This window comes from Pedobacter cryoconitis (assembly GCF_014207135.1).
In the GTDB taxonomy this organism is placed as follows: Bacteria; Bacteroidota; Bacteroidia; order Sphingobacteriales; family Sphingobacteriaceae; genus Pedobacter; species Pedobacter cryoconitis_D.
This window is the reverse complement of record NZ_JACHCC010000005.1, coordinates 88,838-112,746: the sequence shown is the minus strand read 5'-3', so window position 1 is coordinate 112,746 and position 23,909 is coordinate 88,838. Positions and strand designations below refer to the sequence as shown.

The following is a 23,909-nucleotide window of genomic DNA, read 5'->3' as shown; positions in this document are numbered from 1 at the left end:
TTCATTTAGCGGGTTTCTGATTATTCAGCTATGATTATTTAACCGAAAGAAGTTTGGAGAACTGCTCTTTAAGTTCATTGATTTGCTGCTGCTGCTTTAGATTGTCCTTCTGTAAATTATCGAACTGTTTGTCTTTTTCGATCAGATATAAGGTCAATTCTTCAATTTTTTTAGTTTGCACTTTAACCATCTCGCCAAGATCTATGCCGTTTTTTGTGACTTCCTGTGCAGAAGGCAGCTCCGGTAAATGCTTGTTCTGATCAATGTAGTTTTTTAATTCAGGTAAAGAAATCAGTTCATACTTTGATTCAAAAACGTAATCAGGCCAGTTATTGGTTTCAACTTTTATCGAATGAGTTCTCATTGTACCATTAATAGCCAGTTTATAGCCTTTGGTGTTTGATGTACCAATACCTACATCTCCGCCTGGCGTTATAGTTAGTGCATTAACCTTTGCAGAATTAAGAAATGTGAATAGATTTAAAGACCCGGCAACCGCTCCTGTAGTCCCACTTCTCAATTGACTTTCAATGCCTCCGATTTTTTCTATTGTGCCACTATTTACTATATTTTTGAAGGTAATACCGGGACCTTCATCTCCAACTAAACTATTTCTGGAAATTATCAGCTGATCTCCATTTGACTGACCTGATACTTCTAATGCACCAGAAGGGGTTGCTGTTCCGATACCTACATTACCAGCTGGTAAGATAGATAAGGCATTAACCTTTTGAGAATTAAGAAATGTAAATAGATTTAAAGAACCTGCAACTGCTCCTGCACTTCCGCTTCTCAATTGACTTTCAATACCTGCAATCTTTTCGAGAGTGCCACCATTGATGATGTTTCTGAAAGTAATGCCCGGGCCTTCATTTGCTGCTAAGACATTTCTGGAAATTACCACCTGATCTCCATTATACTGACCCAATACTTCTAGTTTTCCTGTGGGATTGGCGGTGCCAATCCCTACATTACTACCGGCTTCAATTATGTTTCCCTGTGCATGAGATGTATAGGCGATTCCTATAATTGCAAGTGTTAAAAGCGTTTTCTTCATGAATGATATTTGTATGTTGTTTTTGATGAATCAGAGGATTTGATTTAACCTGTTGATTTATTTAATTAGTATCTATTGAGAAAAGAAGAAGGGAGGAACCTGAAATTATTGATTTCCGCAGCTTTTTTCAATTGCTTGAATGTATTCCTTAGTAAGTGGATTACCTCCAAGTTCTTTACATTCGTTATAATACTTTAACGCATTTTTACAATCTCTTTTCATCAAATAGACGGCTGATAGCTTAAATAGTGTATTTTGATTTTTTGGATCTATAGCGTAGGATTGAGTAAACAAATCTATAGCTGTTGATAATTCCTTTGGATCATTATGAGTTTGAAAAAGTACAAGATGAATTGTTGCTTTATCGGTAAGAATGTTTGAACTTTTGGGGTTTAGTTTAAGCCCCTCATTAAGTTGCTTCATCGCATTCTGAAAGTCTCCAAAATTGAAATATATACTGGCAAATCCCCAGAATGAATTTTCATTTTTTGGGTCCAGGACCCAGGCCTGATTAAATCTGTACATGGCAGTTTTAGGATCTCCCTGGTACAGGTACTGAAAACCAAGTTTCACAAGTACCTCAGAACCTTTATGACGGGTACCCTGTTGTTTTATATAATCCTCAATTAATTTTTGATCCGCTTCTTTTTGACCTTCATTTTTTACTGCGTCTCCAAATTTTGGGAAAAGCCTGATATTTGATTTGGCCTCTTCCTTCCACTCGTTATACGTGATTTTGTTATCAGGGGTATTAATATTAGGGGTAGTACTTTTTGTGTCTTGGGCATTACTGCATGAGGCTAATAAAGAGCAGAATAATATTATAAGAGAAGCGGATTTCATATTGAGATATGTTAAATGGGAATGGTTACAAAGTTTACAATAAACTTATTTTAACTCTGTAAATATACCCAAAATTTAGAGTATCCAGGGTTCTGGAATACTTAAACGAAACTTTATGTTCTACGTAGTTCGATTTAGATGGCTTTATTTTTAAGGTCTTTATATTTTGAACGACCCACTGGCAGCACTTCCCCTGTTTTGAGTAGCAGCCCATATCGGGTGCCGGGATTGATCACTATCTTTTCGGCCTGCTGAAGGTTAACCAGGTAAGACTTATGAATACGCTCAAATCCATCAGGTAGTAGCTGCTGTAGTAGTCCGAGTGATTTGTCGTGTAGTTCCTGCTGCCCGTTTTTGAGATGCAATTCGGTGTAAATTCCTGCCCCTTTGATATATATCACCTCAGTAATACTGATCAGGCGAACTTGTCCGGCTGTCTTTACAGTCAGGTATTTAATTCCTGCATCTGGTTTTACTGAAGGGTTGACAAACCTCGTCAAAGCCTGAAAAAGCCTATCCTGATCGAAAGGCTTTGGGACAAAGTCAAGTACACCATAGGCAAAAGCGTTAATGGCCTTATCAGTATTAGCCGAAACGATGATCGTATGAAAAGCTGCGGCAACCATCTGTTCCAATACCTGAAAACCATTGTCTCCGTTCAGATTGAGATCAAGCAGCAGGAGGTCGGGGACGTGGTCTGCAATATGTTCAAGCCCCTTTTGCAAGGAGTCGCAAATAGTAATCTGGGTTGGTTTATTCCCGAAAAAATCGGCCGTCATGCGCTGTAAACGCCTGGCGATCCTGGCTTCGTCCTCTATGATCAGTATATTCATTATCTTAAAATTTGAATGGTCGAAGTCCAGCCGGTTTCGGTAGCATGGGAATCAAATGTCCAGTTTTGCCTGTAGCTTTCGGTCAAACGTGCACGTATATATTTAAAACCATTTCCACCAGCCCGGTCTGTTAGTACCTGCCGGTTCTCTGCAATTGTTTCAAAAACATACTGATGGATCTCTTTTGATATGGAATAACGGAGTATGAATTTAATAGTGTTTCCTGCCAGCGGGGCACTGTGGGTAATGCCGTTTTCTAATAAAGTATGTATGATGGCAGGAGGTATCAGCTGTGTTTCATCTATAAAGGTCTGTTCCCATATATAATTGATCTCCTTGCGGAATCCCATTACGGACAAATGCTGCCGGCAGAGTTCCAGTTCCTTGCCTATAGGGATCAAGGTCATTTCAGAGATCTCGTTCATGATATCAAATTCCGAAGCTAAAGCCTGGATGAAGCGGGCTCCTTCTTTAGGCGATTCTTCTACCCAGTCCATCATAGAGGTTAGGGTATTCCTTAAAAAATGTGGTTGAATGTTCTTTTTGAGTAGTTCCAGTTGCAATCTTGAGGAAAGCAGTACCGCATTCTGATGTTCTGCCTCGATGACACTCGCCCGGATAGAATGCAGATAAAGCATGCAGAGCACGATCACGGTAAAACTGATGAACAGGCCATAATCATAGACCACTAACTTATTCACCAGGGTACTTACTAAGAGACCGGCCAGTACAATAAAGCCCCCCTTTTCCTTTTGAATAATCCCGTTGAGCACCACAATAAATGAGGTTATCAGCATAGCCAGGCTGTAAAGGCGGGCAGTGAGATCATAGTGCCCATAATTTAATCCATAAAGTAGTAGCAGTGTCAGGAGCAGAGCGGCCATTAACCATGCACCCCTTCTAAAATTAAATTGGATAATAAAATACCAGGGAACCAGCAGGGCATTGGCAAAGGTCAGCCAGCCGATGATCTCCAGTCGTATAAAAAAATCAGAATAGGGAATGATCACGTGGAACTTGAGATACTCCATGATCAGCAAAGTGAAAAACAGCAGGCATATGGTGCCAAAGATCAGGATGTCCCGCTGTCTGCGCCTGCTGTTCAGGTACAGAAAAAAATAATAAACAGATGCAGTTAAAAAGGCACCGGCCATCAGGTTCATATAGGACATGGTGATCAGTGGTCTGGTTAGCAGCGCCGTATACTCTTCTATTTTAAAACTGATGCTCCTTTGCATGCCGGGATGTGAAAATTGTGAAGTGCGCATCGCTACAGTATGAAGCCCGGGCGTGATAAGGCTATCAGGAATTCGATAATAACTGCTTTCTGTGCCTGGTAGTTCCGGTTTACCATTCTCCAGAACCCTTCCGTTTTTGCCGATTAGTACGCCGTCCCAGTATACCTCAAAGGCACCGAAAGATTCTATCTGAAGTCCAAGCGGGAGGAGTTCATTTTCCACCTGACGAAGGTCCAGATGCGTTCGTGACCAGAATACCTTGTCCGCGGTATTACCTCTGGTCTGCGACCAACTATTGTCTTTATAATTTTTGGCTGCCCAGGCTGGATCATCCCCAGTATGGTAAAGAGGTGAGGGGTCATCATTACGGATGACTGGTACGACCAGCCAGCCGAGCAGCGTGAATAAAAACAGGAGATTATGCATAAGGTAAATATACAAGGTGATTTGTGAATCCTCATGACCGTTTGAAAGTCTGTAGAGCCGTTCACATGTTTTTACTACTGGGCTGTTCGCGTAGCCACTAAACTTGTGCTATGAAAACAACCTTACTTATCTTTTTATATCTCATACTGACGGCATCCGCTTTTGCGCAAAATGTACGGCTAACAGGTTCGGTACAGGAAGGCCCGGCCTTACAGCCGTTCCCTTATGTAACGGTTACCCTGAAAGACACTACAGGTAAGCTGATCGCCGCAGCTATCACTAATGAAAAAGGCATTTTTCAATTAGATGGCATCCCGGCTGGTAAGTTCGTCCTCTTATATGGCTTTACGGGGTTCCAGTCAATCAGCAAAACGTTAGTAGTTAACCCCAATATGGCGGTTCACCTTGCTAATGTAGTTTTACAGCCTGACGCCAAACTATTAAGTGAAGTATCGGTAACTGCCGAACGTACATCGGTCAGTCTGAAACTGGATAAAAAGGTTTTTGAAGTAGGTAAAGACGTTCTCTCACAGTCGGGGGCGGTAACTGATCTACTGAACATAGTTCCTTCGGTCAGCGTCAGTCCGGCCGGCGTGATCAGCCTGCGCGGTAATAGCAATGTGCTGGTATTGATCGATGGGCGGCGCACAGGATTGACCCAGGGTAATGCGCTGGAACAAGTGCCAGCTGACCAGGTGGAGCGTGTAGAAGTGATCACTAATCCTTCTTCCAGGTATGATGCAGGCGGCTCGGCAGGGATTGTCAACATTATCCTGAAAAAGAACAAAAAAAGCGGTTTCAGCGGACAGTTACGTGTAGTTGGTGGCGTTCCGAATGAAACCCGTATCAGTCCCAGCCTGAATTACAAATCAAATAAACTCAATTTGTTTGCGACCTATGGATTGCGATTGTCAGATTATGTGGGTTTGTATACCATGCAGCAGGCTATCGGACTTTCAGGTACACCAGTTTACCTGAATCAGCGGCAGGACGAGAACAGGCATGATGACGCCAGACTATTTTATTTTGGCACGGACTACCAGATCAATAGCCACAATACTTTGACTGCGGCGTTCTTGCGCAACGCGACCAATGACCACGACAAAACCCGGCTCAACTATTTGTATTCCGGCAAAAGTGGGGGCATCGATAGCAGTCTGAACCGCCGTGGTGAGTCCTGGGAAAAACGGAGTTATAACCAGCTGGAATTTAATTATACCCGCAGTTTTGACCGTGCAGGCAAGAAGTTTACTGTGGATATGCAATACGATTTCTGGGACAGTGATAAGGACTGGAATCTGGTTACCAGCAGACTTTTACCCGTAGCCGTTGCCTTGCCGATGATCAGGACGGGGTCGATCGGTGCCAGTAAGGACCTGATGGTGAAAACTGATCTGGTACAGCCACTGGACAGTAGTTCCACGCTGGAGTTTGGTTTAAAAGCGGAGGACCGGAGGGTAATCAGTGACTTTATTGCTGAGCAGGAGAACGGAACTGGTTGGGAAATCATCGACCAGATCGATAACCACCTGTTGTATAAAGAATTGATTGGTAGCGCTTATATGCAGTTTTCAGGTAAGACAGGAGCTTTTAGTTACCAGGTAGGTTTGCGCGGAGAATTGACACAAATCGGCATTGAAGATCGTATGGGAAGCTACACTAATGACAAGCGTTATAACCGTCTGTTTCCAACGCTGAACATCAGTTACCGTTTTAACGCAGGTACGACCTTGCAGGGTAGTTATAGTAAACGGATCAACCGGCCATCATTGCGTATGATCTATCCGTTTAATGAATTGACCGACCTGACCACCCGCTACGTCGGTAATCCTGAGTTAAATCCGTCTTACGCCAATGTATATGAACTGGCCTTCCTTAAGAACTGGCAGTCGCTTACTTTTAATCCGTCGCTATATTATCAAAAAAACAACGGGGTGATCGAAGATTATACTTACCGGAATGCCGAAGGTTTGTTCATTACCATGCCTGTCAATATCAATCAGGAGACACGTTACGGCTTGGAATTGTCGCTGCTGTACAACCCGCTGAAATGGCTTCAGGTAAATACCGAATTCAATGTGTTTCGTTATGCTGAGCAAGGGAAATATCAGTCTCAGAGCTTTGACTATTCAGGTAATACACTCACCGCACGTATAAGTACTCAGGTAAAGCTGAAGAACAAACTTGCTTTTCAGGCGCTTTGTAATTTCAGGGGAGCTAACGCCACCGCCCAAACACGTTCAGATGCTTTGTATGGTATCGACTTCGGCAGCAGCAAAACATTCTTAAAGGACAAGGCTACGATCATGTTCGATGTGAGCAATCTGTTTGAACTGCGCAAGTTGAACAGCAGCACCACGGGTGCGGATTACCAGATCAAACAGACCAATATTCCCAATGCAGCCCGGTACCGGCTGACACTGGTCTACCGACTTAATCTGAAAGATAACCAGGCCATTCGGCAGGCCAAAAGTGGTAATAGAAATTAAGGGATTTACAAGTGTTTTGTGGAAAGGGCGATTAAATGTTTAAGCCTATTCCTGTTTTAGTGTAAAAGTGCCAGATAATGAGTGGTGAAATGTTATTTGTTTAAAAAAGGGATTTTCGATCGAAAATCCCTTTTTTGTGGAGCCGAAGGGGTTCGAACCCTTGTCCAGTTGCGTGGCAAATTATGCCTTCTACATGCTTATTTTCCACTTTGTTTTCGGGATCAGACGGGCCGGAAACCTACCTTGCCTTTCTCCTTAGGTATTTTATCTCACAACTGTACCATACCTTACAATTGCCAGCGTAATTATTTCGATGCCCCTGATTCCGGCCTAAAAACGCGGCAGCCAGAGGGACAAAAGCTATTTAATTCTAAATTAAGCAGCTAAGGCGTAGTTATTTTCGCCAATCAAAGTGTGAACGTTCACATTAAAGTGCTCTCCGTACAACGCACTGCATGCTAACATACGTACCTCCGCCCTGTCAAATCCAAAACGGCCCCAATACGTACAAGATGATGGAAGCTTAACAACTTCTTCCCGGTCATCCGTTACAAATTTACGAAATATTATGCCAATTTCTACATAAAAGAGTCATTTGAGCCTCAAATTGATGATCTGTTTAGTAATCAGTAATTTAAGAGTTCCATTTTGCGATATTCTCTTTACTTTTTTAATATTCAATAAAGTTTTAGATTAGTATAATGAAATCTAAAACCTTAGCTCTTAACACAATCCTATTTCTACCATTATTAATCTGATAAAATATTAATGAAGAAACCAACCATTAATATTTAGAGACAGACAAATAATGTCTCTGTTTAACCGAATTTGATTAATTGCCAATTTCAAAAAGATGAAAAATTATTATCTAAAGTTCTCATTATTATTTGTTGCGATTAACTTAATCGCAATTGGTTCAAAAGCTCAAGGTAAATCCGCATCTGATAGTATAGATCGTTTTATCGCTGTTAAGATGCAAAAACTACATATTCCGGCTCTTCAACTGGCGGTTATCCGCAGCGGGAATATTGTCAAATTGAACAGCTATGGCGTTGCCAATATAGAAAACAATGTACCTGCGACCGATGAAAGTGTTTTTTCAATTAATTCCTGTACTAAGGCCTTCGTTGGTGTGGCTATAATGCAATTACAGGAACAAGGAAAATTAAATATTAATGATCCTATATCATTATATATTGATAGTATTCCAACAACATGGCAAAGTCTTACTTTGAAGCAATTATTAACCAATTCATCGGGCCTTCCAAATATTATTGATGATACTGAACATGTACTGGGAGGGGGGATTGAAGCCGCTGCCTGGGCAAAAGTCAAAACATTACCTTTTGAATTCAATCCTGGCGATAAGTTCAGCTATAATCAAACTGGCTATGTAATTTTAGGTAAAATCATCACTAAATTAAGCGGACAACACTTTACTAAATTTATTGAAGATAACCAGTTTAAAGTTGTTGGTATGAAGGAAACCCGTTTTGGAGATTCATACGACATCATTCCCCATTCTGCCGGGGCATATTCTGTTGTTCAAAGTGTAAACGGTGCATGGGTTCAGGGTGAAAATCTAAGGGCTATTTTTGTGGAATTTCCCGTGTTTTTCAGAACCGCTACAGGTATCAATTCTACAGCCAAAGAAATTGCAGAATGGCTTATTGCATTACAAGGAGGGAAATTGTTAAAAAGTAAATCGAGTGTAACAACTCTTTGGAGCCCCGCTATATTAAATAACGGTCAGGTTGGTGGTTTTAATAACCTTGTAAATGGATATGCCCTTGGCTGGCCTACCGCTTCGCGTCAGGACCATCCCGCTGTTGGACCCGTTGGCGGAATGCGTTCTACTTTCTTTGTGTACCCTTCTGATGATCTTGCTATCGTTATTCTGACAAATTTACAAGGTGCAAACCCAGAATATTTTACAGATGAAATTGCGGGATATTACATTCCTGATATGCACGAAATCAATGGATTCGGTTTGTCACCATCTGTTAAGAAGCTGAGAAAAGAGTTAATTAAAACTGAGTTTGAGAATGCCTTCAAGATCTCACAAAGTTTAAAAAAGAAGAACCCAAATTTTGTCTTAGAGGAGAATGATATGAATGGCTACGGCTATCGGTTAATGGGCGAAGAAAAAAGGAAAGAGGCTTTATCAATTTTTAAATTAAATACCGAACTCTATCCAAACAGCGCTAATGCATTTGACAGTTATGCCGAAGCTCTCGCAGGATCAGGTAACAAAACAGCTGCTTTAAAAAACTATGAACGTTCGCTGCAACTGAATCCCCAAAACACAAATGCTGCAGACCAGATCAAAATATTAAAGACGAAATAAAAAATCTCAAGCCCATTCATCTGGGTAAAAGGTATAATGGATTCTTATAATGAAGTATATTAAACGTAAAAAGAGATATCCCAGACATCAACATCTCGACTTTCTAAGTCAGATTCTTTCCTGTTTTGCAATTGGCTCATTGTTTTTTTTAGCTATTGGAATGAAAGGAATTGACAATTATATGGATTGGTTTCTTTTTTCAGTTACGATGATTATAACAGGATTTTTGTTTGCAACAATTCTGTACATTATTTTAAGCTTTTTTATCCCTGATGTTAGAAGTTATAAGAACGCAAAGGGAATTGGGCTTCTTTTTCCTTTAGCCTTGGCATTTTCATTTATTTTCTTTGGTATTGGAAGTATAATTAATGAGTCTTCAAATAATAATTCAGAATGTAAAGAATACATCATTCACGACTTAGGAAGAGGCGGTTCAAGACAAAAAACCGATTTCGTACTTATAAATAATGGCAATAAAACCGAAAGACTTAGTTTTGGCAGTGATTTCAACAAAGTACATCATGTTGGTGATACGATTAATCTTTGTCTGATAACAGGCGGATTAGGATTTAAATACTATAAAATTAATACCAGCTTAACGGCATATTAGTAATGGAAGGGGGTGTGAATTGTTTGATTGCACCCCCTTCGGTATCATCAGCTATCAATTATACCTTTTCCACAAACTCTTTCAGTGACTTACCAATAATAGCAGTCCATCCGCCAGCAAAACTTTCTCTGGCAAAAGAAGGATTGCCCTGAGGGAAAGTCTCCAATCCTGTATGCGTCAGTTTTAATCTGGTCTGATCGCCTTCAGGAAACAACTCAAAAGTTACCACCGTATATCCCTCAAAATCCTGATATGCCCAGCTATAACTCAGTTTCTGATGAGGGATAACCTCCGTGATCTTACACAAATGTGTATACATTACATTTTTATCACCAGCGTCAAAAGTAAATTCAAAGCCCTTTTCAGGTTTAAACTCCGCAATGTCAAAATACCACTGCTTCATTTCATCTTTGTCCGTAATTGCTTTCCACACCTTTTCTACCGGTGCATTGTAAGTCCTTTCAATTACAAATGGTTCGTGTTTCATATTATTGCTTTTTAGTTTTAAATTCAGTTGGAGCCGGAGCAGAAGAATCTCTTGCCAGGAAGTCTCCCAGCGCATCTAACTTAGCCGTCCAGAATATCCGGTATTGTTCTACCCATTGAGAAACTTCATTGAGTTTTTCCAGTTTAGCCTCACAATATCTTTCCCGTCCCTGTTGTTTGATCTCAATTAAACCACATTCCGTTAATATTTTGATATGCTTGGAAATTGCAGGGCGACTGATCTCAAAATTATCTGCTACGGCATTTAAATTTAATGACTGATGCGCAATCATATTCAATATCTCTCTGCGGGTCGGATCGGCTATGGCCTGAAAAACGTCTCTTCTCATGGTATCCGGTTAATTATGTAACCGTTCGATTACAAATGTAAATGAAACCTTTTGGTTACGCAAATATTTTGTTTATTTTTCCTTTTGTTGCAATCAGAGCGTGTTTATAATTACTTTTAGTAAGAGTACCTGAACAGATGAAAAGAGAGACTGAGTTAGCAGACGCTATCAAACAAATGACTGGTGAAGATCAGGTATCTCCGAAAATCTCCAGACAAAGGTTAAGAGCCATTTTCGGAGGTTCTGTGGGTAACCTGGTAGAATGGTATGACTGGTATGCTTATTCTGCATTTGCCTTATATTTTTCTTCTTCCTTTTTCCCTAAAGGGGATGCGACCGCACAATTACTGAATACTGCCGGGGTTTTTGCACTGGGTTTTCTGATGCGCCCAATTGGCGGATGGATGTTTGGCCGGATTGCAGACAAGGCAGGCCGTAAACAAAGTATGACGCTTTCAGTATTACTGATGTCTTTAGGCTCTTTACTGATTGCGCTAACCCCAGCTTATAAAACGATAGGGATAGTTGCTCCTGTATTGTTATTAGTGGCCAGGTTGTTACAGGGCTTGAGTGTAGGTGGGGAATATGGTGTTTCAGCTACTTACCTCAGCGAAATGGCTACTAAAAATCGCCGTGGATTTTATTCCAGTTTCCAATACGTTACCCTGATTGGCGGGCAGCTGATTGCTTTAGGGATACAGATCGTACTTCAGCGGATATTGACAGAAGAACAATTAATTTCCTGGGGATGGCGCATTCCATTTGTAATAGGAGCAATATTATCGATTGTAGCCTTGTATCTGCGTAAAAGCTTACATGAAACCAAAGCATTTGAAGCTCAGAAAAGTAAAAAGGATGATAAAAACGGGACGATCAAGGAACTGCTCAGACACCCTAAGGCGATATTAACAGTTATCGGGCTTACACTGGGAGGTACCCTGGCATTTTATACTTATACCACATACATGCAGAAATTCCTGGTTAATACAGTGCACCTGACAAAAGGAGAATCTACATTGATTTCTTTCTGTTCTCTTTTCCTGTTTGCCATGTTACAGCCTCTGTTTGGCAGCCTTTCCGATCGGATAGGCCGTAAACCATTGCTTATCGGTTTTGGCGTACTGGGAACGATATTTACAGTGCCTTTGTTAACTACTTTAAGCCATACAACTTCACATTGGGGGGCATTTTTTCTTTTACTGGCAGGTTTAGTTATTGTGAGCGGATATACCAGTATTAATGCTATTGTTAAAGCAGAGCTTTTTCCTGCGCAGATTAGAGCATTGGGTGTAGGTTTACCTTACGGGATTACCGTAGCCATATTTGGAGGAACAGTTGAATATTTAGCCTTATGGTTTAAAAACATAGGACATGAGCCTTATTTTTACTGGTATATAACCGGATGTATATTCATGTCGCTGATAGTCTATGTTTTTATGGAGGATTCGAAAGAGACTTCAAAACTCAACAAAGAACTGGATGGATAAGCTGAAAAATTAATTATAAAAAATTGCCCTGCAAAACAGGGCAATTTTTTATGATTGGATAAAACTTAGAATTTATAAGTCACTCCGGCTCCGAATATTTGTTTTACCTGTAACGCTGCATGTGTAGCACCAGATCCGTCATTTTTAAGGATTTTGGTTCTATCATCATAAATCAGTTGTACACCTGCATTAACTGTTACAAACTTGTTTACTTTCATGAAAAGATTTGCTGTATAATCGGTGTAGATATTGCCGGGTTTATCAAGATAATCTGAATATAGTTTCAGCGTATTTTCCAGGCTGATGTTCTCAATCAGGTTGACTTTGTAATAGGCATCTAATGAGGCGCCAAATTGAAACTTGCTTTTTTTGTCAGGATCAACACCAAAAGCACCCTGGTGAGAAAGACTGTCATTCTGAACAATAATAATACGTGCAGCCGCAGGCGAAATATTAATCCTGAAATTATCTGAACGTTTATAGGCAAAACCAGGCCCGAAAGTTAAGTAAGCAGGGGCAAAAGCACTTGAGATTAAAGTCTGGTTAGTCCCGTCATATTTATAACCTTTAGCAAACTGAGACTGAAAGTTCATATAAAAAGTATACATCCAGTATTTAGATGCCTGACGACCTAACAAACTATTGAGAATAATCCTGTCATCATTTTTACGTGTACCAATACCTTGCTGTTTACTTAATCCGTAACCAAGAATTACTTTATTATCCCAACTCCATACGGCTTTTTTATAATTGAAATCATAGTTGAGCAAGATGTTGCCAGCTACCGAATTTACCCCACCAGAAGCCCAGTTGGAAAAGGAACTCTGGTTAATCAGAAATGTATTTTCTCCGTGGATCGTCCAGATTTTGGTTGTATCTGTTTTGGGGGTGGTCTGTGCATAACCCATCAGGCTGATGCCGGCCATTAAGAGTATTAAAGTAAGTTTTTTCATAAGCATAAATGTGTTTTGATAATATTCTTTTATTAATAGATAGGTTAAATATCACAATTTATTATTATTTCTCCCAATTTGCGGCGTATTGGCTGTTTTTTAATAGCTAAATCGAAGTATTACCACAGGACGTGGGTATTTACAATTTTGAATAAGATATTGCCTGATACTTTTATTTCCTGTTAAAATCTGCTAGATTGCTTGTAAATAACCATTTAAATTAAAATTCTCCCCGATTTTTAGTCAAAAACACATGAAATTTTTAGCCGTTTTCTCATTATCTATCTTTTTTGCTTATACAACTTATGCTCAGTCAGAGCCCTTACACTTAAAAACACTAGGTACCAGAAGTTGGGTCAGATTATCCTGGAATGCAATATCAGATGCTACCGAATATCAGATCTACTGGTCGGCAAAGAGCACTCAGCCTGGAAAGGCTAATGCCATTGTGAAGTCTCCCGGAACCAGTTATTATATACAGGGAGTAAAACCTGAAACTCTCTATGATGTCTGGCTGAAACCGGTCGGTAAATCAGGTTCTGCCCGGACAATTCATACTAAAGTATTTACCTCTAAAAAATGGGAAATAGATCAGCAGGAGGCACTTCATCTTTCTATTCCTTCCTCTGCGGCGGTTCCCGAAGGAATGAAACTATTCTGGCAGGATGAATTTAATGATGAGCTGCTCAATAGAAATAAGTGGTCAACACAGTATTATTCAAATCTGGACTTTGTGGAAAAATATAACTGGGCGGAATTTAAGGCCGGCATGTTACCCGAACCAGGACTGATCCTTACCGGAAGTACACTGCATCTGGTCACGAATGATTCCGTACCTGTGAAACCTTTCATGACATCGGGTCGTAAAATCTCTTCTATACAGACTTATGACTGGAATAGTAACGAGAATCTGCTGGACAATAAACGCGGAGGGTATTTCGAAGTCAGGGTAAAAAGAAAATCTTCCGGAAAAGCAGAGTTGGTCAATACGGCATATTGGTTTGATTCTCCGGGGCCTGAGCCGGCATATTATATTGAAGATGGTGACCATGCCTTAGGATTGACAGGCAAGAGACCACATGGGCAAGTGTTTGAAATTGATGTATTTGAAAACCTGAACTCCGAGATCGTTTTACATGGTAATGTTGATTCGACAGGCAAGTTTTTACATAATATTGGTCAGTATGATGTTAAGGGAGTCGACTTTGTTGATCATTGGGTAACGCATGGTTTGCTGTGGACAGCTGCGGGACTGAAGTTTTATGTCAATGGTGAGTTGAAAAAAGAATGGAGTGATCCGGCAGCTATCAAATCTCCTGACCATTTTATGAACCTGCTTTTAGGTACCTATGGTAAAAACGGAGCGGTGGATATGGAAGTAGATTATGCCCGGGGATATCAGTGGCCGGTTGAAAAAGGCAATGAACTGGCAAATCCTTCTTTTGAATTTAAACAGTTATTTCCCTGGACAGGAACGGCACAGTTGACTACTTTAACCAAAAGAACCGGTAAAAACGGAGTGGTTATCGCTCCCGGACAATCTCTTGTTCAGTATTTGTATTTAGATCCTGACAAGGCCTATCAGTTGACTTATTGGAGTAAAGGCAGGGGAAGTATTACTGTAAATGCAGATAATCTTGTCCCAGTGAGCGGTCAGGTGGAGAAAGGCTATCAGTCAATAGACAAAGCAGGACAGGATTTCACCAGCCATCAAATGAACTTCTCTACGGCCCATACCAAACCAGGTCATATGAAAACTATCCGGATTGGTTTTCTGAATCAAAGTACGGCCGACGTAATTATAGATGATATCAATTTACAACAAAAATAGAACGGTTTCCTGAACTGAGATATTAATTTATTTATAAGTTTATACTAATTTTCTTTTACGGGAAATCTGGTGCTGAAATTGAATATTGTAATATAATGCTTCTGCGATGGCCGGAACTGGTTTATCATGTTTTCGTTAAAAAACGTTAAATTAACTGGGCCTGACTTTGAAAAGATACGTCTGATTCAAATTTTACTTATTTTTGTTGTAATTAATTTAAGGCCATGAAAAGGAATTTAATAGTTATTTCCAGCTTATTGTTAGGTAGTTTTTATGCTGGGACAGCAAATGCACAGCAATCTGGTTTAGCTCCGGATCAAAACCCGAGATATAGAGAAAGTCAGGAAAAATATTTCAAAGTTGCAGACTCGCTGATCAGTCAGCATGGAACTACCATTCAGAATACTTACAAGGCTTATGACTGGTATGAGGCCAAAATGGAACGTCGCCGTCAGAACCGTGAATGGAGACACCAGGAACGGATGAATGGTTATTATGACTATCCATACCTGAGTATCGGTGCAGATTTCTCTCCCTTCAGCAGATATGGTGGATATAACTATGGAAACTACTACGGCGGACGCAATAGTTTCTGGTTTGGCTGGTAACAATTCCCGGAAATAAGATCTAACAATTATAATATAACCCGAATAACACAGATGAGACTAAATAAACTTTTAACAGTTACTGCGTTTGCAGCTTCAGGAATACTGATTTCTTCATGCTCCAGACAGGTAACACGCGTAAGTACAGATCAGACTATAGATATCAGTGGTTCATGGAATAACAGTGATTCCAGAATGGTAGCTGATGAACTGACCAAAAACATTTTGAATGCAAACTGGATTACCAGCCATCAGGATGATCAGCAAGGTAAAAAACCTGTGGTTATCGTAGGTTTTGTACAGAACAAAAGCCATGAGCATATTGATGCGGAAACTTTTGTGAAAGATATTGAAAGTGCTTTTGTACAGACACAAAGAGTTCGTTTAGTACAAGGTGGTAAAAAACGTGAAGAATTACGTGCTGAAAAAGCAGATCAGCAAACCAATGCTTCTAATTCAACGATCAAGAAATTCGGTCTGGAGAATGGAGCAGATTATATTCTGCAAGGCTCTATCAATTCTATCGTAGATGCACATAAACGTCAGAAAGTTGTTTACTACCAGGTGAATCTTGAACTGACTAATATTCAGACCAATGAAGTTGTCTGGATCGGCGAAAAGAAAATAGCCAAATACGTTAAAAACTAATCCGGTAATTTCCCATTGCCCTGAAATCATTGCGATGATTTCAGGGCATATACAAAGCAAATGACAAGCATTCGTATGCATATTCTTCGGGCATCATCTGTTGCAGGATTGATGCTTTTTTTATTTGGTTGCGCAAGTTATAACGACCGGATCATTCCTTATTACCAGAATATTTCGGCAGGAAATTATGCGACGGCGGAAAAGGAACTGGATAAAAACAGCCTGATCCAGAAACCCAGAAACAAGCTCCTTTTCCTGATGGAAAAAGGGAGGGTCAGCCATTTACTTGGAGAATACGAGAACAGTAACAAATATTTTAATGAAGCTGACCAGTTACTGGAAACAGGTTTGACCGGTACGATGGATGCTACTGTGGGAATTCTGGTTAACCCGATGACCCAGCGTTATAAAGGAGAGGACTTTGAGAAGTTCATGATCCATTATTATAAGGCGCTTAACTACCTGTATCTTCATAATACGGAGGATGCAGTTGTAGAAGCCAGGCGGATCAGTCTGCAAACACAGGAACAGGGTGACAAATTCAATAATAAAGATAAACGCTATTCGCAGGATGCATTCTCTTTAATGCTCCAGGGCATGATTTACGAAAGTAACAATGATGTAAACAATGCTTTTATCTCTTACCGGAATGCGGTTGAGATCTATCAGAAAAGCCCTGATCAAACTTATTATGGTACCCAGTTGCCTTTGGGTCTGGAGAAAGATGTGATCAGAACAGCTTATTTAAATGGATTTACCTCAGAAGCGGTCCAATTTGAGACTGCATTCGGGATCAAATACAAGGCAGAGAAAGCCCCCGAGGGGGGTGAACTGATTTTCTTCTGGGAGAATGGTTTAGCACCGGTTAAAAAACAGGAAGATTTATTTTTTACACTGACCAGGGGAGATGGTGGAAATCTCTTCTTCAGTAATGCAGCTGGCGGTTTACTAATCCCTTTCAATTATAGCGGAGACAGGGATAAACTAAATATTAATGCGATTGAGAGTTTAAGAGCTGCGTTTCCAAAATATGTAGCCCAGCCATCTTATTATTCAACCGGTACAATTAATAGCCCTCAGGGCGATATAACGCTGGAAAAAGCAGAAGATATTAATGTGCTTGCTTTCAGGACGCTCCAGCAGCGTACATTAAACGAAATGGGGAAGGTGCTTTCCAGACTGGCAGTGAAGAAAATTGCTGAATATACCTTAAGAGAAAGCGCTAAAAGGGATAACCAGAAAAATAATTCGCTACTGGAAGGTCTTGGTTATGGAATGCAGCTTTATAGTTTGCTTTCTGAGAAGGCTGATACCCGTAACTGGCAATCTTTACCCGCCACCATATCTTATGCACGTATCCCTTTGAAAATGGGAGAAAATGAAATTAACCTCAATTTAAGGAATAGTCAGGGGGTTGATGAAATAAAAACGATCAAGGTGAACGGAACCGGCAGAATTCAGTTTTATAATTATGCTACCCTTCGGTAATTAATTCATTATCTTTGGTTTATGACTGTGTTTAAACTTGTGGATCTTAAAAGGCAATTGTCGCAGGGCATTGGGGTACTTTTAGTATTGATTAGTTTATTCACTGTTTCGGGTGGCATTACCCCATCAGTAATTAACAGGGAGAAAGTTTTAACGACAGGATCTGCTGTAAATTACCAGAGTGTTTACCGGACAAGGATCTTTTACCGGAGTTTTCTGCAACATGCCCAGGGCGATCTTTTGCAGTATATCTATCTGCCTTTCTCATTTAACCTGTTTGTGTCAGCAAAAGACACGCTGGTTCAAACGCAATTTCAAATCAGACAATACCTTGGGCTTTTGATCAATCGTCTGAATAATCAGTTACTGACCAAAATGCCTTCCTTTTTCTCTTCCTGTGCGGGTGAATCTTTCGGGTAGTCCAAAGGACTGTTAAAATCACCAATTCACTAATTTTTCAGGAATGGCTGGTGCTGAAAAGCTCTGGCCCTATAATTTTTGCTATGATACGCATGAAGAGAATATTGCGTCTGGCCGGTATGGTTATACTGATCGGGCTCGCCTGTTTTGGCGTTGGTCTTAGTGGAACACCACCTGTTCCTCCGCCCAGACAAAAACATCCCACAGAAAATGTGGAAACAAAAGAAGAAAAAGATGATGAACTGAAACCCTGATCTATTTAGCCAGGGCGATGATGTCTTTACCGAGGATGACTCGTTGAGGATAACCCTGATTTACACTATGGATCATTGCTGCTGCAAGCTCCTGTAGTGTGCTGAAACCGGTCGGATAGATTGCACGTCCGATAGGATAGAGCCAGGAGATATATTTGTAAAGTTTATGGGTTTTAGTCAAACCATCAATGGCTTTTATAAATCCTGGTCTGAAAGCAAAAACCTGTTTAAAGGGTAGTTTCATCAGGTCGTTTTCTGTTTTACCTTTCACACCGGCCCAGCCATTGCTTTTTTCGGTAGAGTCTGTTCCTGCTCCTGAAATATAACAGAAGGTCATCTCAGGATTTAACCTGCTCAGTGTAGTGGCAATGTGCAGGGTCAGTGTATAAGTTATTTTGTAATATTCTTCTTTTGTGATCCCTACAGAAGTAATTCCGAGGCAGAAGAAGCAGGCGTTATATCCTTTAAGCTGATTTTCTATGGAAGAGAAATCATAGAAGTCTGCATGTATGATCTCAGTTAGTTTGGGATGTGTATAACCCGAAGCTTTTCTGTTAATGATTAAAACGGCCTCTATAGCTGGATTTTGCAGACATTCGTGCAATACACCCTCGCCGACCATTCCTGTAGTTCCTGTAATAATAGCTCTTATGGATGCTTTCATAATTTCAGATATGAGCTAATATAACATTTTTCTTAATTTTGATATGCTATGGGTACCTTATATAAATTAGAAATTCCTGAAGAAGCAGAGTTTCCGGCAATGGCCGAAGTGTGGGAAGCGGCTGTCCGGGCTACGCACCACTTTTTAAAAGAGGAGGATATACAGTTTTTTAAATCTTTGCTACTGAACGAATATTTTAAAATGGTTGACTTGTTCTGTGTCAGAAATCCGGAAGGTGATATCCTGGGGTTTATGGGCGTAGAAAGTGACAAACTGGAAATGTTATTTATCCATCCGTCAGTGATGGGAAAGGGAATAGGGAAGGAAATGCTGAGTTACGCGGTGGATGACCTTAAGGTAAACAAAGTTGATGTGAATGAAGATAATCAGCAGGCTGTTGGATTTTATGAGAAGATGGGGTTCAGAACCATTGAACGGTCTGCTTTAGACGGGATGGGAAAACCTTTCCCTATCCTGCATATGATGCTTCTTTAAACAAAGAGTCCCCTTAAGACCAGTCTTAGGGGGGCTCTTTGACGATGTTGAACGCTTAGTTCGTTTTACCCGGATATTGTTTCAGGGCTAAGGTTAAGCAGTCCATTGCTTTATTTAGATCGTCAGTGTTTAGGACATAGGCCATTCTCACTTCATTTTTACCAGAGCCCGGGCTCGAGTAAAAACCTGTAGCAGGAGCCATCATCACAGTTTCACCATTATTGTCAAAACTCTCCAGCATCCATTGACAGAATACATCTGCATCATCAATAGGGAATTTGGCAACTACGTAAAAAGCACCGCCCGGATTAGGACAGAAAACGCCGTCAATAGCATTCAATCTCGAAACTAATGTGTCTCTGCGTAAAGTATATTCTTTATTAACTTCTTCAAAATAGCTGTCAGGGGTGTCAACGGCTGCTGTTCCAGCAATCTGTTCAACCATTCCAGGACTTAATCTTGCCTGTGCAAATTTTAACCCTGATTTGATTACTTCTTTGTTTTTGGTAATCAGACAGCCTAAACGCGCACCACAGGCACTGTATCTTTTAGAAACAGTATCCATGATCACTACATTTTCTTCTAAACCATCCAGGTGCATCGGAGAAATAAACTCTCTTCCATCATAGCAGAACTCACGGTAAGCTTCATCAGAGAATAAGAATAAATCATATTTCAGACATAACTCTTTTAAGGCCTGTAGTTCTTCTCTTGAATAAAGATATCCTGTCGGGTTATTTGGGTTACAGATAATGATCGCTTTGGTTTTATCCGTGATCAGTTTCTCAAACTCAGCAATCGCCGGTAAGGCAAACCCATTCTCAATAAAAGATAAGATAGGTTTTACAACTACATTACTCATGCAGGCAAATCCATTGTAGTTGGCATAAAAAGGTTCAGGAATAATAATTTCATCACCTTCATTTACACAGGTTTGCATAGCAATAGTAATCGCTTCTGACCCGCCTACAGTCACTAATATATCTTCGGGAGTAATGTTATAACCCAGTTTATTGTAATATTCAGTCAGTTTAGTCCGGTAACTTAAGGTCCCTTCTGACGGTGTATAAGCCCAGACATTAAAATCAATATTTTTAATTGCATTTAACATGCCCTCTGGCGTGGCAATGTCCGGCTGGCCGATATTTAAATGATAAACTTTTTTACCGTCCTTTTTTGCTTTATCTGCAAATGGAGTTAGTTTTCTAATAGGCGATGCGGGCATTTGTATCCCTTTTTCTGAAATATGTGGCATGGGTCAAAAATAAAAAAACCTCGTTGATTAACGAGGTCTTATTTGGAATAATATTTTTTTTACAAATTATTTACCTGCAGTGGTTTCTCCTTTGATGTATAACACTTTAATAGGTGTTTTTGCATTGGAATTGATTGTGATACTTTTGCTGAAAGGTAATGGTGAACCAGCTGGAGTATAAGTTACTTTAATCAAACCTGATTCTCCTTTTTTGATAGGTGTTTGTGTGTATGTTGGTACTGTACATCCACAAGTTGTTTCTACTTTAGTCAGGATCAAAGGCTCATCACCAACGTTTACAAATTTAAATTCTACTGAAACAGGGCTTGTCAAAGGAATTTTTCCAAAGTCATGCGTTTCTTTGTCAAATTTAAATTCTGCTGGTTTGCTTTGCGCAAATGAAGTAACTGTAACGCCTAAAGCAAAGGTTAATAATAAAATTAGCTTTTTCATTGTGTATATGTTTTTTAAAATTTTTAATAAAAGCTGCATGAATCTTATTTTATAAGACCGTGATTTGTAGTCTTATGAGCGTTTCATGTTTGAATCTTTTGAACAAATTTAATGTTTTCATTCACATTTCAAAGTCATAAGCTAATATATATATTACATACTGTTAAGGGACGTAATTTAGAAAATGTCTATATTTGCCCAATAAACTTTTGTGCTTATGATGCTAAATAACAAACTTACGACGAACCCCATCGATGCCTCAGAATTAAGTTTTGACGACTTCAAGACTATAGTAATAGACGATTATAGAATTGCTTTCGAAAGCAGACAGGCTAGTTTACTAGGCCGTAAGGAGGTTTTAACAGGTAAGGCTAAGTTTGGCATTTTTGGCGATGGGAAGGAACTTCCTCAGATTGCAATGGCTAAAGCTTTTAAAAATGGTGACTGGCGTTCGGGATATTACCGCGATCAGACTTTCGCTTTTGCTACAGGTATCTGTACGATTAAAGAGTTTTTTGCCCAGTTATATGCAAATCCAAGTGTAGAAGCAGATCCGGCTTCTGCAGGACGTCAGATGAACTGCCATTTTTCCACCCGCTCCCTGAATGAGGACGGCTCCTGGAAAGACTTAACAGAGATGAAGAACTCTTCTTCTGATATTGCACCTACCGGCGGCCAGATGGCACGTTTGGTTGGTTTAGCCTATGCTTCCAAATTATACAGACAGAACCCTGATTTAAATTATCTGAAAAACTTCTCTGTTGGTGGAAATGAAGTAGCTTTTGGAACGATCGGAAATGCTTCGACTTCTGAAGGGGTATTCTTTGAAGCGATCAATGCTGCGGGAGTTTTACAGATCCCTATGGCAATGTCGGTATGGGATGATGCTTACGGAATTTCGGTTCCGGCAAAATATCAGACTACTAAAGAGGATATTTCAGAGATCCTGAAAGGTTTCCAGCGGGATGAAAATAATGCTGGTTATGAGATCTATAAAGTAAGAGGCTGGGATTATCCTGCTTTGTGTGAAACTTATCAGCAGGCCATTCAGGTTTGCCGTGAGGAACATGTGCCTGTACTGATCCATGTAACCGAAGTTACACAGCCTCAGGGACATTCTACTTCAGGTTCGCACGAACGTTATAAAGATAAGGCCAGACTGGAATGGGAGAAAGAATTTGACTGTATCCGTCAGATGCGTCTGTGGATGCTGGAATCGGCTATCGTTACAGAAGAAGAGCTGGTTGAATTAGAAGATATAGCTAAAAAACTGGTTCGTGAAGCACAGAAAGAAGCATGGAATGAATTCCTGGCTGATATTAAGGTAGAAAAAGATGAAGCTATTCAGCTGATTAATAATCTTTCTGACACCAATGGTGCTTTATCAAAAATTACAGGTACGCTTTCGGGCACGCCTGATGCACAGCGTAAAGAAGTTATTTCTTCTGCCAGAAGAGCACTTCGTTTAACTTTAAACGAGCCTTCTGAAGAAAGGACCCAGTTATTGAACTGGTATAAAAAAGAGAAAGAAAACAATGCGGAAAGATATAATTCCAAATTGTTTACCGACGGAAAAGAAAGTCCGTTTTTAATAGATATAGAACCTGCTGTTTATCATGAAAGCAGTAAAATGGTTGATGGGCGTGAGCTACTGAATGCTTGTTTTGATGCCAATTTTGCCCGTGATCAGCGTTTGGTTGCTTTTGGTGAAGATCTGGGAAATATCGGTGATGTGAACCAGGGATTTGCAGGCCTGCAGGCTAAATATGGTGAACTGAGGATTACAGATACCGGCATCAGGGAAATGACCATTGTAGGACAGGGTATTGGTCTGGCACTGCGTGGTTTAAAACCTATTGCTGAGATTCAGTATCTGGATTACCTGTTATATGCCCTGAATATCTTAAGTGATGACCTGGCAAGCTTATCGTACCGTACTAAAGGGGGACAAAAAGCACCGGTAATTATCAGGACCCGCGGACATCGTTTAGAAGGCGTATGGCATTCAGGATCACCTATTGGGATGATCTTAGGTTCCTTACGTGGCTTACACCTTTGTGTTCCCCGTAATATGACCCAGGCTGCCGGAATGTACAATACTTTATTCAGAGCAGATGAACCTGCACTGATGATCGAATGTCTGAACGGATATCGCCTGAAAGAAATGCTGCCTGATAATGTAGGCGAATATACAGTGCCTTTAGGTAAAGCTGAAGTGATCAGACAGGGAACAGATATTACTGTTGTTTCTTATGGTTCTACTTTGAGAATCGTGGAAGAAGCAGCTGCGGAACTTGCAGCTTATGGGATTTCGGTAGAAATTATTGATCCGCAGACCCTGCTTCCATTTGATACCGATCATTTGTGTGCAGCTTCTTTACAGAAAACCAATAAATTATTGGTAGTGGATGAGGATGTACCGGGTGGTGGAACTGCTTATATCTTACAGCAGATCTTAGAGGTTCAGGGTGGATATTATCACCTGGATGCACAACCGCAAACATTATCTGCGAAAGCACACCGTCCTCCTTATGGTTCTGACGGAGATTACTTCACTAAACCATCTGTGGATGATGTAGTGGAAACAATCTATCAGATGATGAACATACATAATGAAGCAAAATATCCTTCGATTTTTTAATTCATTTCAGCTACATTTTTAAGATAAGGCATGGTC

General features: G+C 40.2%; 22 protein-coding genes and 1 other RNA gene. 12 read left to right on the top strand and 11 right to left on the bottom strand.

The features are described 5' to 3' along the window. Window positions 1–34 precede the first annotated feature (34 nt). The 4 genes from HDF25_RS10195 to HDF25_RS10180 form a co-directional block, all read right to left on the bottom strand. Window positions 35–1,057, bottom strand: a complete 1,023-nt coding sequence (locus HDF25_RS10195) for a hypothetical protein (protein WP_184624652.1) — start codon at window positions 1,055–1,057, stop codon at window positions 35–37. A gap of 105 nt (window positions 1,058–1,162) precedes the next feature. Next, on the bottom strand, window positions 1,163–1,900 hold the full coding sequence (locus tag HDF25_RS10190; protein ID WP_184624651.1) for a tetratricopeptide repeat protein: 738 nt from the start codon (window positions 1,898–1,900) through the stop codon (window positions 1,163–1,165). Between the two features lie 134 nt (window positions 1,901–2,034). Then, window positions 2,035–2,733, bottom strand: a complete 699-nt coding sequence (locus HDF25_RS10185; RefSeq protein WP_184624650.1) for a LytR/AlgR family response regulator transcription factor — start codon at window positions 2,731–2,733, stop codon at window positions 2,035–2,037. After that, window positions 2,733–4,397, bottom strand: coding sequence for a histidine kinase (locus HDF25_RS10180; protein ID WP_184624649.1), 1,665 nt, complete (start codon window positions 4,395–4,397; stop codon window positions 2,733–2,735). The genes HDF25_RS10185 and HDF25_RS10180 overlap by 1 nt, the downstream gene beginning before the upstream one ends. 110 nt (window positions 4,398–4,507) lie before the next feature. Here HDF25_RS10180 and HDF25_RS10175 point away from each other — a divergent pair, with 110 nt between their 5' ends. Further along, a complete protein-coding gene (locus HDF25_RS10175) occupies window positions 4,508–6,886 on the top strand; it encodes an outer membrane beta-barrel family protein (protein ID WP_184624648.1) in 2,379 nt (792 codons plus the stop codon). A gap of 134 nt (window positions 6,887–7,020) precedes the next feature. Here HDF25_RS10175 and ssrA read toward each other — a convergent pair. Next, window positions 7,021–7,386: a transfer-messenger RNA gene (gene ssrA, locus HDF25_RS10170) on the bottom strand. Between the two features lie 353 nt (window positions 7,387–7,739). Between ssrA and HDF25_RS10165 the strand changes: the two genes are divergently transcribed. Beyond that, window positions 7,740–9,233, top strand: coding sequence for a serine hydrolase domain-containing protein (locus HDF25_RS10165; protein WP_184624647.1), 1,494 nt, complete (start codon window positions 7,740–7,742; stop codon window positions 9,231–9,233). A 49-nt stretch (window positions 9,234–9,282) separates the two neighbouring features. Continuing rightward, the gene (locus tag HDF25_RS10160; protein WP_184624646.1) at window positions 9,283–9,843 is read left to right on the top strand and encodes a hypothetical protein; all 561 of its coding nucleotides are present in this window, start codon (window positions 9,283–9,285) and stop codon (window positions 9,841–9,843) included. Window positions 9,844–9,901: 58 nt separating this feature from the next. Here HDF25_RS10160 and HDF25_RS10155 read toward each other — a convergent pair whose 3' ends face one another. After that, a complete protein-coding gene (locus HDF25_RS10155) occupies window positions 9,902–10,330 on the bottom strand; it encodes an SRPBCC family protein (protein ID WP_184624645.1) in 429 nt (142 codons plus the stop codon). 1 nt (window position 10,331) lies between these two features. Next, window positions 10,332–10,679, bottom strand: coding sequence for an ArsR/SmtB family transcription factor (locus HDF25_RS10150; protein WP_184624644.1), 348 nt, complete (start codon window positions 10,677–10,679; stop codon window positions 10,332–10,334). Window positions 10,680–10,816: 137 nt separating this feature from the next. Here HDF25_RS10150 and HDF25_RS10145 point away from each other — a divergent pair, with 137 nt between their 5' ends. Beyond that, a complete protein-coding gene (locus tag HDF25_RS10145; RefSeq protein ID WP_260409354.1) occupies window positions 10,817–12,166 on the top strand; it encodes an MFS transporter in 1,350 nt (449 codons plus the stop codon). Between the two features lie 65 nt (window positions 12,167–12,231). Here the strand turns inward: HDF25_RS10145 and HDF25_RS10140 are convergent, their stop codons facing one another. Next, window positions 12,232–13,119, bottom strand: coding sequence for a DUF3078 domain-containing protein (locus HDF25_RS10140; protein WP_260409353.1), 888 nt, complete (start codon window positions 13,117–13,119; stop codon window positions 12,232–12,234). Window positions 13,120–13,372: 253 nt separating this feature from the next. On the opposite strand from HDF25_RS10140, the gene HDF25_RS10135 reads away from it, so the two are divergent. The 6 genes from HDF25_RS10135 to HDF25_RS10110 all read left to right on the top strand — a co-directional run bounded on the left by HDF25_RS10135 (window position 13,373) and on the right by HDF25_RS10110 (window position 18,365). Further along, entirely contained in the window at window positions 13,373–14,950 is a 1,578-nt protein-coding gene (locus HDF25_RS10135) for a family 16 glycosylhydrolase (RefSeq protein WP_184624642.1), read from the top strand. A 224-nt stretch (window positions 14,951–15,174) separates the two neighbouring features. Next, a complete protein-coding gene (locus HDF25_RS10130) occupies window positions 15,175–15,558 on the top strand; it encodes a hypothetical protein (protein ID WP_184624641.1) in 384 nt (127 codons plus the stop codon). A 51-nt stretch (window positions 15,559–15,609) separates the two neighbouring features. After that, window positions 15,610–16,203 carry a penicillin-binding protein activator LpoB gene (locus HDF25_RS10125; protein WP_184624640.1) on the top strand — a complete coding sequence of 198 codons (594 nt, stop codon included), beginning with the start codon at window positions 15,610–15,612 and terminating at the stop codon, window positions 16,201–16,203. A 60-nt stretch (window positions 16,204–16,263) separates the two neighbouring features. Further along, window positions 16,264–17,691, top strand: a complete 1,428-nt coding sequence (locus tag HDF25_RS10120; RefSeq protein WP_184624639.1) for a COG3014 family protein — start codon at window positions 16,264–16,266, stop codon at window positions 17,689–17,691. A 21-nt stretch (window positions 17,692–17,712) separates the two neighbouring features. Further along, a complete protein-coding gene (locus HDF25_RS10115; protein WP_184624638.1) occupies window positions 17,713–18,111 on the top strand; it encodes a hypothetical protein in 399 nt (132 codons plus the stop codon). A 92-nt stretch (window positions 18,112–18,203) separates the two neighbouring features. Next, a complete protein-coding gene (locus HDF25_RS10110; RefSeq protein ID WP_184624637.1) occupies window positions 18,204–18,365 on the top strand; it encodes a hypothetical protein in 162 nt (53 codons plus the stop codon). Between the two features lies 1 nt (window position 18,366). On the opposite strand, the gene HDF25_RS10105 is transcribed toward HDF25_RS10110, so the two are convergent. Next, window positions 18,367–19,029: an NAD-dependent epimerase/dehydratase family protein gene (locus HDF25_RS10105; RefSeq protein ID WP_184624636.1), complete on the bottom strand. Its 663-nt coding sequence runs from the start codon at window positions 19,027–19,029 to the stop codon at window positions 18,367–18,369. Between the two features lie 48 nt (window positions 19,030–19,077). Between HDF25_RS10105 and HDF25_RS10100 the strand changes: the two genes are divergently transcribed. Further along, window positions 19,078–19,524, top strand: coding sequence for a GNAT family N-acetyltransferase (locus tag HDF25_RS10100; protein WP_184624635.1), 447 nt, complete (start codon window positions 19,078–19,080; stop codon window positions 19,522–19,524). A 55-nt stretch (window positions 19,525–19,579) separates the two neighbouring features. Here the strand turns inward: HDF25_RS10100 and HDF25_RS10095 are convergent, their stop codons facing one another. Further along, a complete protein-coding gene (locus HDF25_RS10095) occupies window positions 19,580–20,779 on the bottom strand; it encodes a pyridoxal phosphate-dependent aminotransferase (RefSeq protein WP_184624634.1) in 1,200 nt (399 codons plus the stop codon). A 66-nt stretch (window positions 20,780–20,845) separates the two neighbouring features. Beyond that, window positions 20,846–21,232, bottom strand: a complete 387-nt coding sequence (locus HDF25_RS10090) for a DUF1573 domain-containing protein (protein WP_184624633.1) — start codon at window positions 21,230–21,232, stop codon at window positions 20,846–20,848. Between the two features lie 217 nt (window positions 21,233–21,449). Between HDF25_RS10090 and HDF25_RS10085 the strand changes: the two genes are divergently transcribed. Further along, a complete protein-coding gene (locus HDF25_RS10085) occupies window positions 21,450–23,873 on the top strand; it encodes a thiamine pyrophosphate-dependent enzyme (protein ID WP_184624632.1) in 2,424 nt (807 codons plus the stop codon). Window positions 23,874–23,909 lie beyond the last annotated feature (36 nt).

What these genes read in the sequence shown, in the direction of transcription:
- HDF25_RS10195 (WP_184624652.1), bottom strand. Translation starts at nt 1,057, where the DNA reads ATGAAGAAAACGCTTTTAACACTTGCAATTATAGGAATCGCCTATACA.
- HDF25_RS10190 (WP_184624651.1), bottom strand. Translation starts at nt 1,900, where the DNA reads ATGAAATCCGCTTCTCTTATAATATTATTCTGCTCTTTATTAGCCTCA.
- HDF25_RS10185 (WP_184624650.1), bottom strand. Translation starts at nt 2,733, where the DNA reads ATGAATATACTGATCATAGAGGACGAAGCCAGGATCGCCAGGCGTTTA.
- HDF25_RS10180 (WP_184624649.1), bottom strand. Translation starts at nt 4,397, where the DNA reads ATGCATAATCTCCTGTTTTTATTCACGCTGCTCGGCTGGCTGGTCGTA.
- HDF25_RS10175 (WP_184624648.1), top strand. Translation starts at nt 4,508, where the DNA reads ATGAAAACAACCTTACTTATCTTTTTATATCTCATACTGACGGCATCC.
- HDF25_RS10165 (WP_184624647.1), top strand. Translation starts at nt 7,740, where the DNA reads ATGAAAAATTATTATCTAAAGTTCTCATTATTATTTGTTGCGATTAAC.
- HDF25_RS10160 (WP_184624646.1), top strand. Translation starts at nt 9,283, where the DNA reads ATGAAGTATATTAAACGTAAAAAGAGATATCCCAGACATCAACATCTC.
- HDF25_RS10155 (WP_184624645.1), bottom strand. Translation starts at nt 10,330, where the DNA reads ATGAAACACGAACCATTTGTAATTGAAAGGACTTACAATGCACCGGTA.
- HDF25_RS10150 (WP_184624644.1), bottom strand. Translation starts at nt 10,679, where the DNA reads ATGAGAAGAGACGTTTTTCAGGCCATAGCCGATCCGACCCGCAGAGAG.
- HDF25_RS10145 (WP_260409354.1), top strand. Translation starts at nt 10,817, where the DNA reads ATGAAAAGAGAGACTGAGTTAGCAGACGCTATCAAACAAATGACTGGT.
- HDF25_RS10140 (WP_260409353.1), bottom strand. Translation starts at nt 13,119, where the DNA reads ATGAAAAAACTTACTTTAATACTCTTAATGGCCGGCATCAGCCTGATG.
- HDF25_RS10135 (WP_184624642.1), top strand. Translation starts at nt 13,373, where the DNA reads ATGAAATTTTTAGCCGTTTTCTCATTATCTATCTTTTTTGCTTATACA.
- HDF25_RS10130 (WP_184624641.1), top strand. Translation starts at nt 15,175, where the DNA reads ATGAAAAGGAATTTAATAGTTATTTCCAGCTTATTGTTAGGTAGTTTT.
- HDF25_RS10125 (WP_184624640.1), top strand. Translation starts at nt 15,610, where the DNA reads ATGAGACTAAATAAACTTTTAACAGTTACTGCGTTTGCAGCTTCAGGA.
- HDF25_RS10120 (WP_184624639.1), top strand. Translation starts at nt 16,264, where the DNA reads ATGACAAGCATTCGTATGCATATTCTTCGGGCATCATCTGTTGCAGGA.
- HDF25_RS10115 (WP_184624638.1), top strand. Translation starts at nt 17,713, where the DNA reads ATGACTGTGTTTAAACTTGTGGATCTTAAAAGGCAATTGTCGCAGGGC.
- HDF25_RS10110 (WP_184624637.1), top strand. Translation starts at nt 18,204, where the DNA reads ATGAAGAGAATATTGCGTCTGGCCGGTATGGTTATACTGATCGGGCTC.
- HDF25_RS10105 (WP_184624636.1), bottom strand. Translation starts at nt 19,029, where the DNA reads ATGAAAGCATCCATAAGAGCTATTATTACAGGAACTACAGGAATGGTC.
- HDF25_RS10100 (WP_184624635.1), top strand. Translation starts at nt 19,078, where the DNA reads ATGGGTACCTTATATAAATTAGAAATTCCTGAAGAAGCAGAGTTTCCG.
- HDF25_RS10095 (WP_184624634.1), bottom strand. Translation starts at nt 20,779, where the DNA reads ATGCCACATATTTCAGAAAAAGGGATACAAATGCCCGCATCGCCTATT.
- HDF25_RS10090 (WP_184624633.1), bottom strand. Translation starts at nt 21,232, where the DNA reads ATGAAAAAGCTAATTTTATTATTAACCTTTGCTTTAGGCGTTACAGTT.
- HDF25_RS10085 (WP_184624632.1), top strand. Translation starts at nt 21,450, where the DNA reads ATGATGCTAAATAACAAACTTACGACGAACCCCATCGATGCCTCAGAA.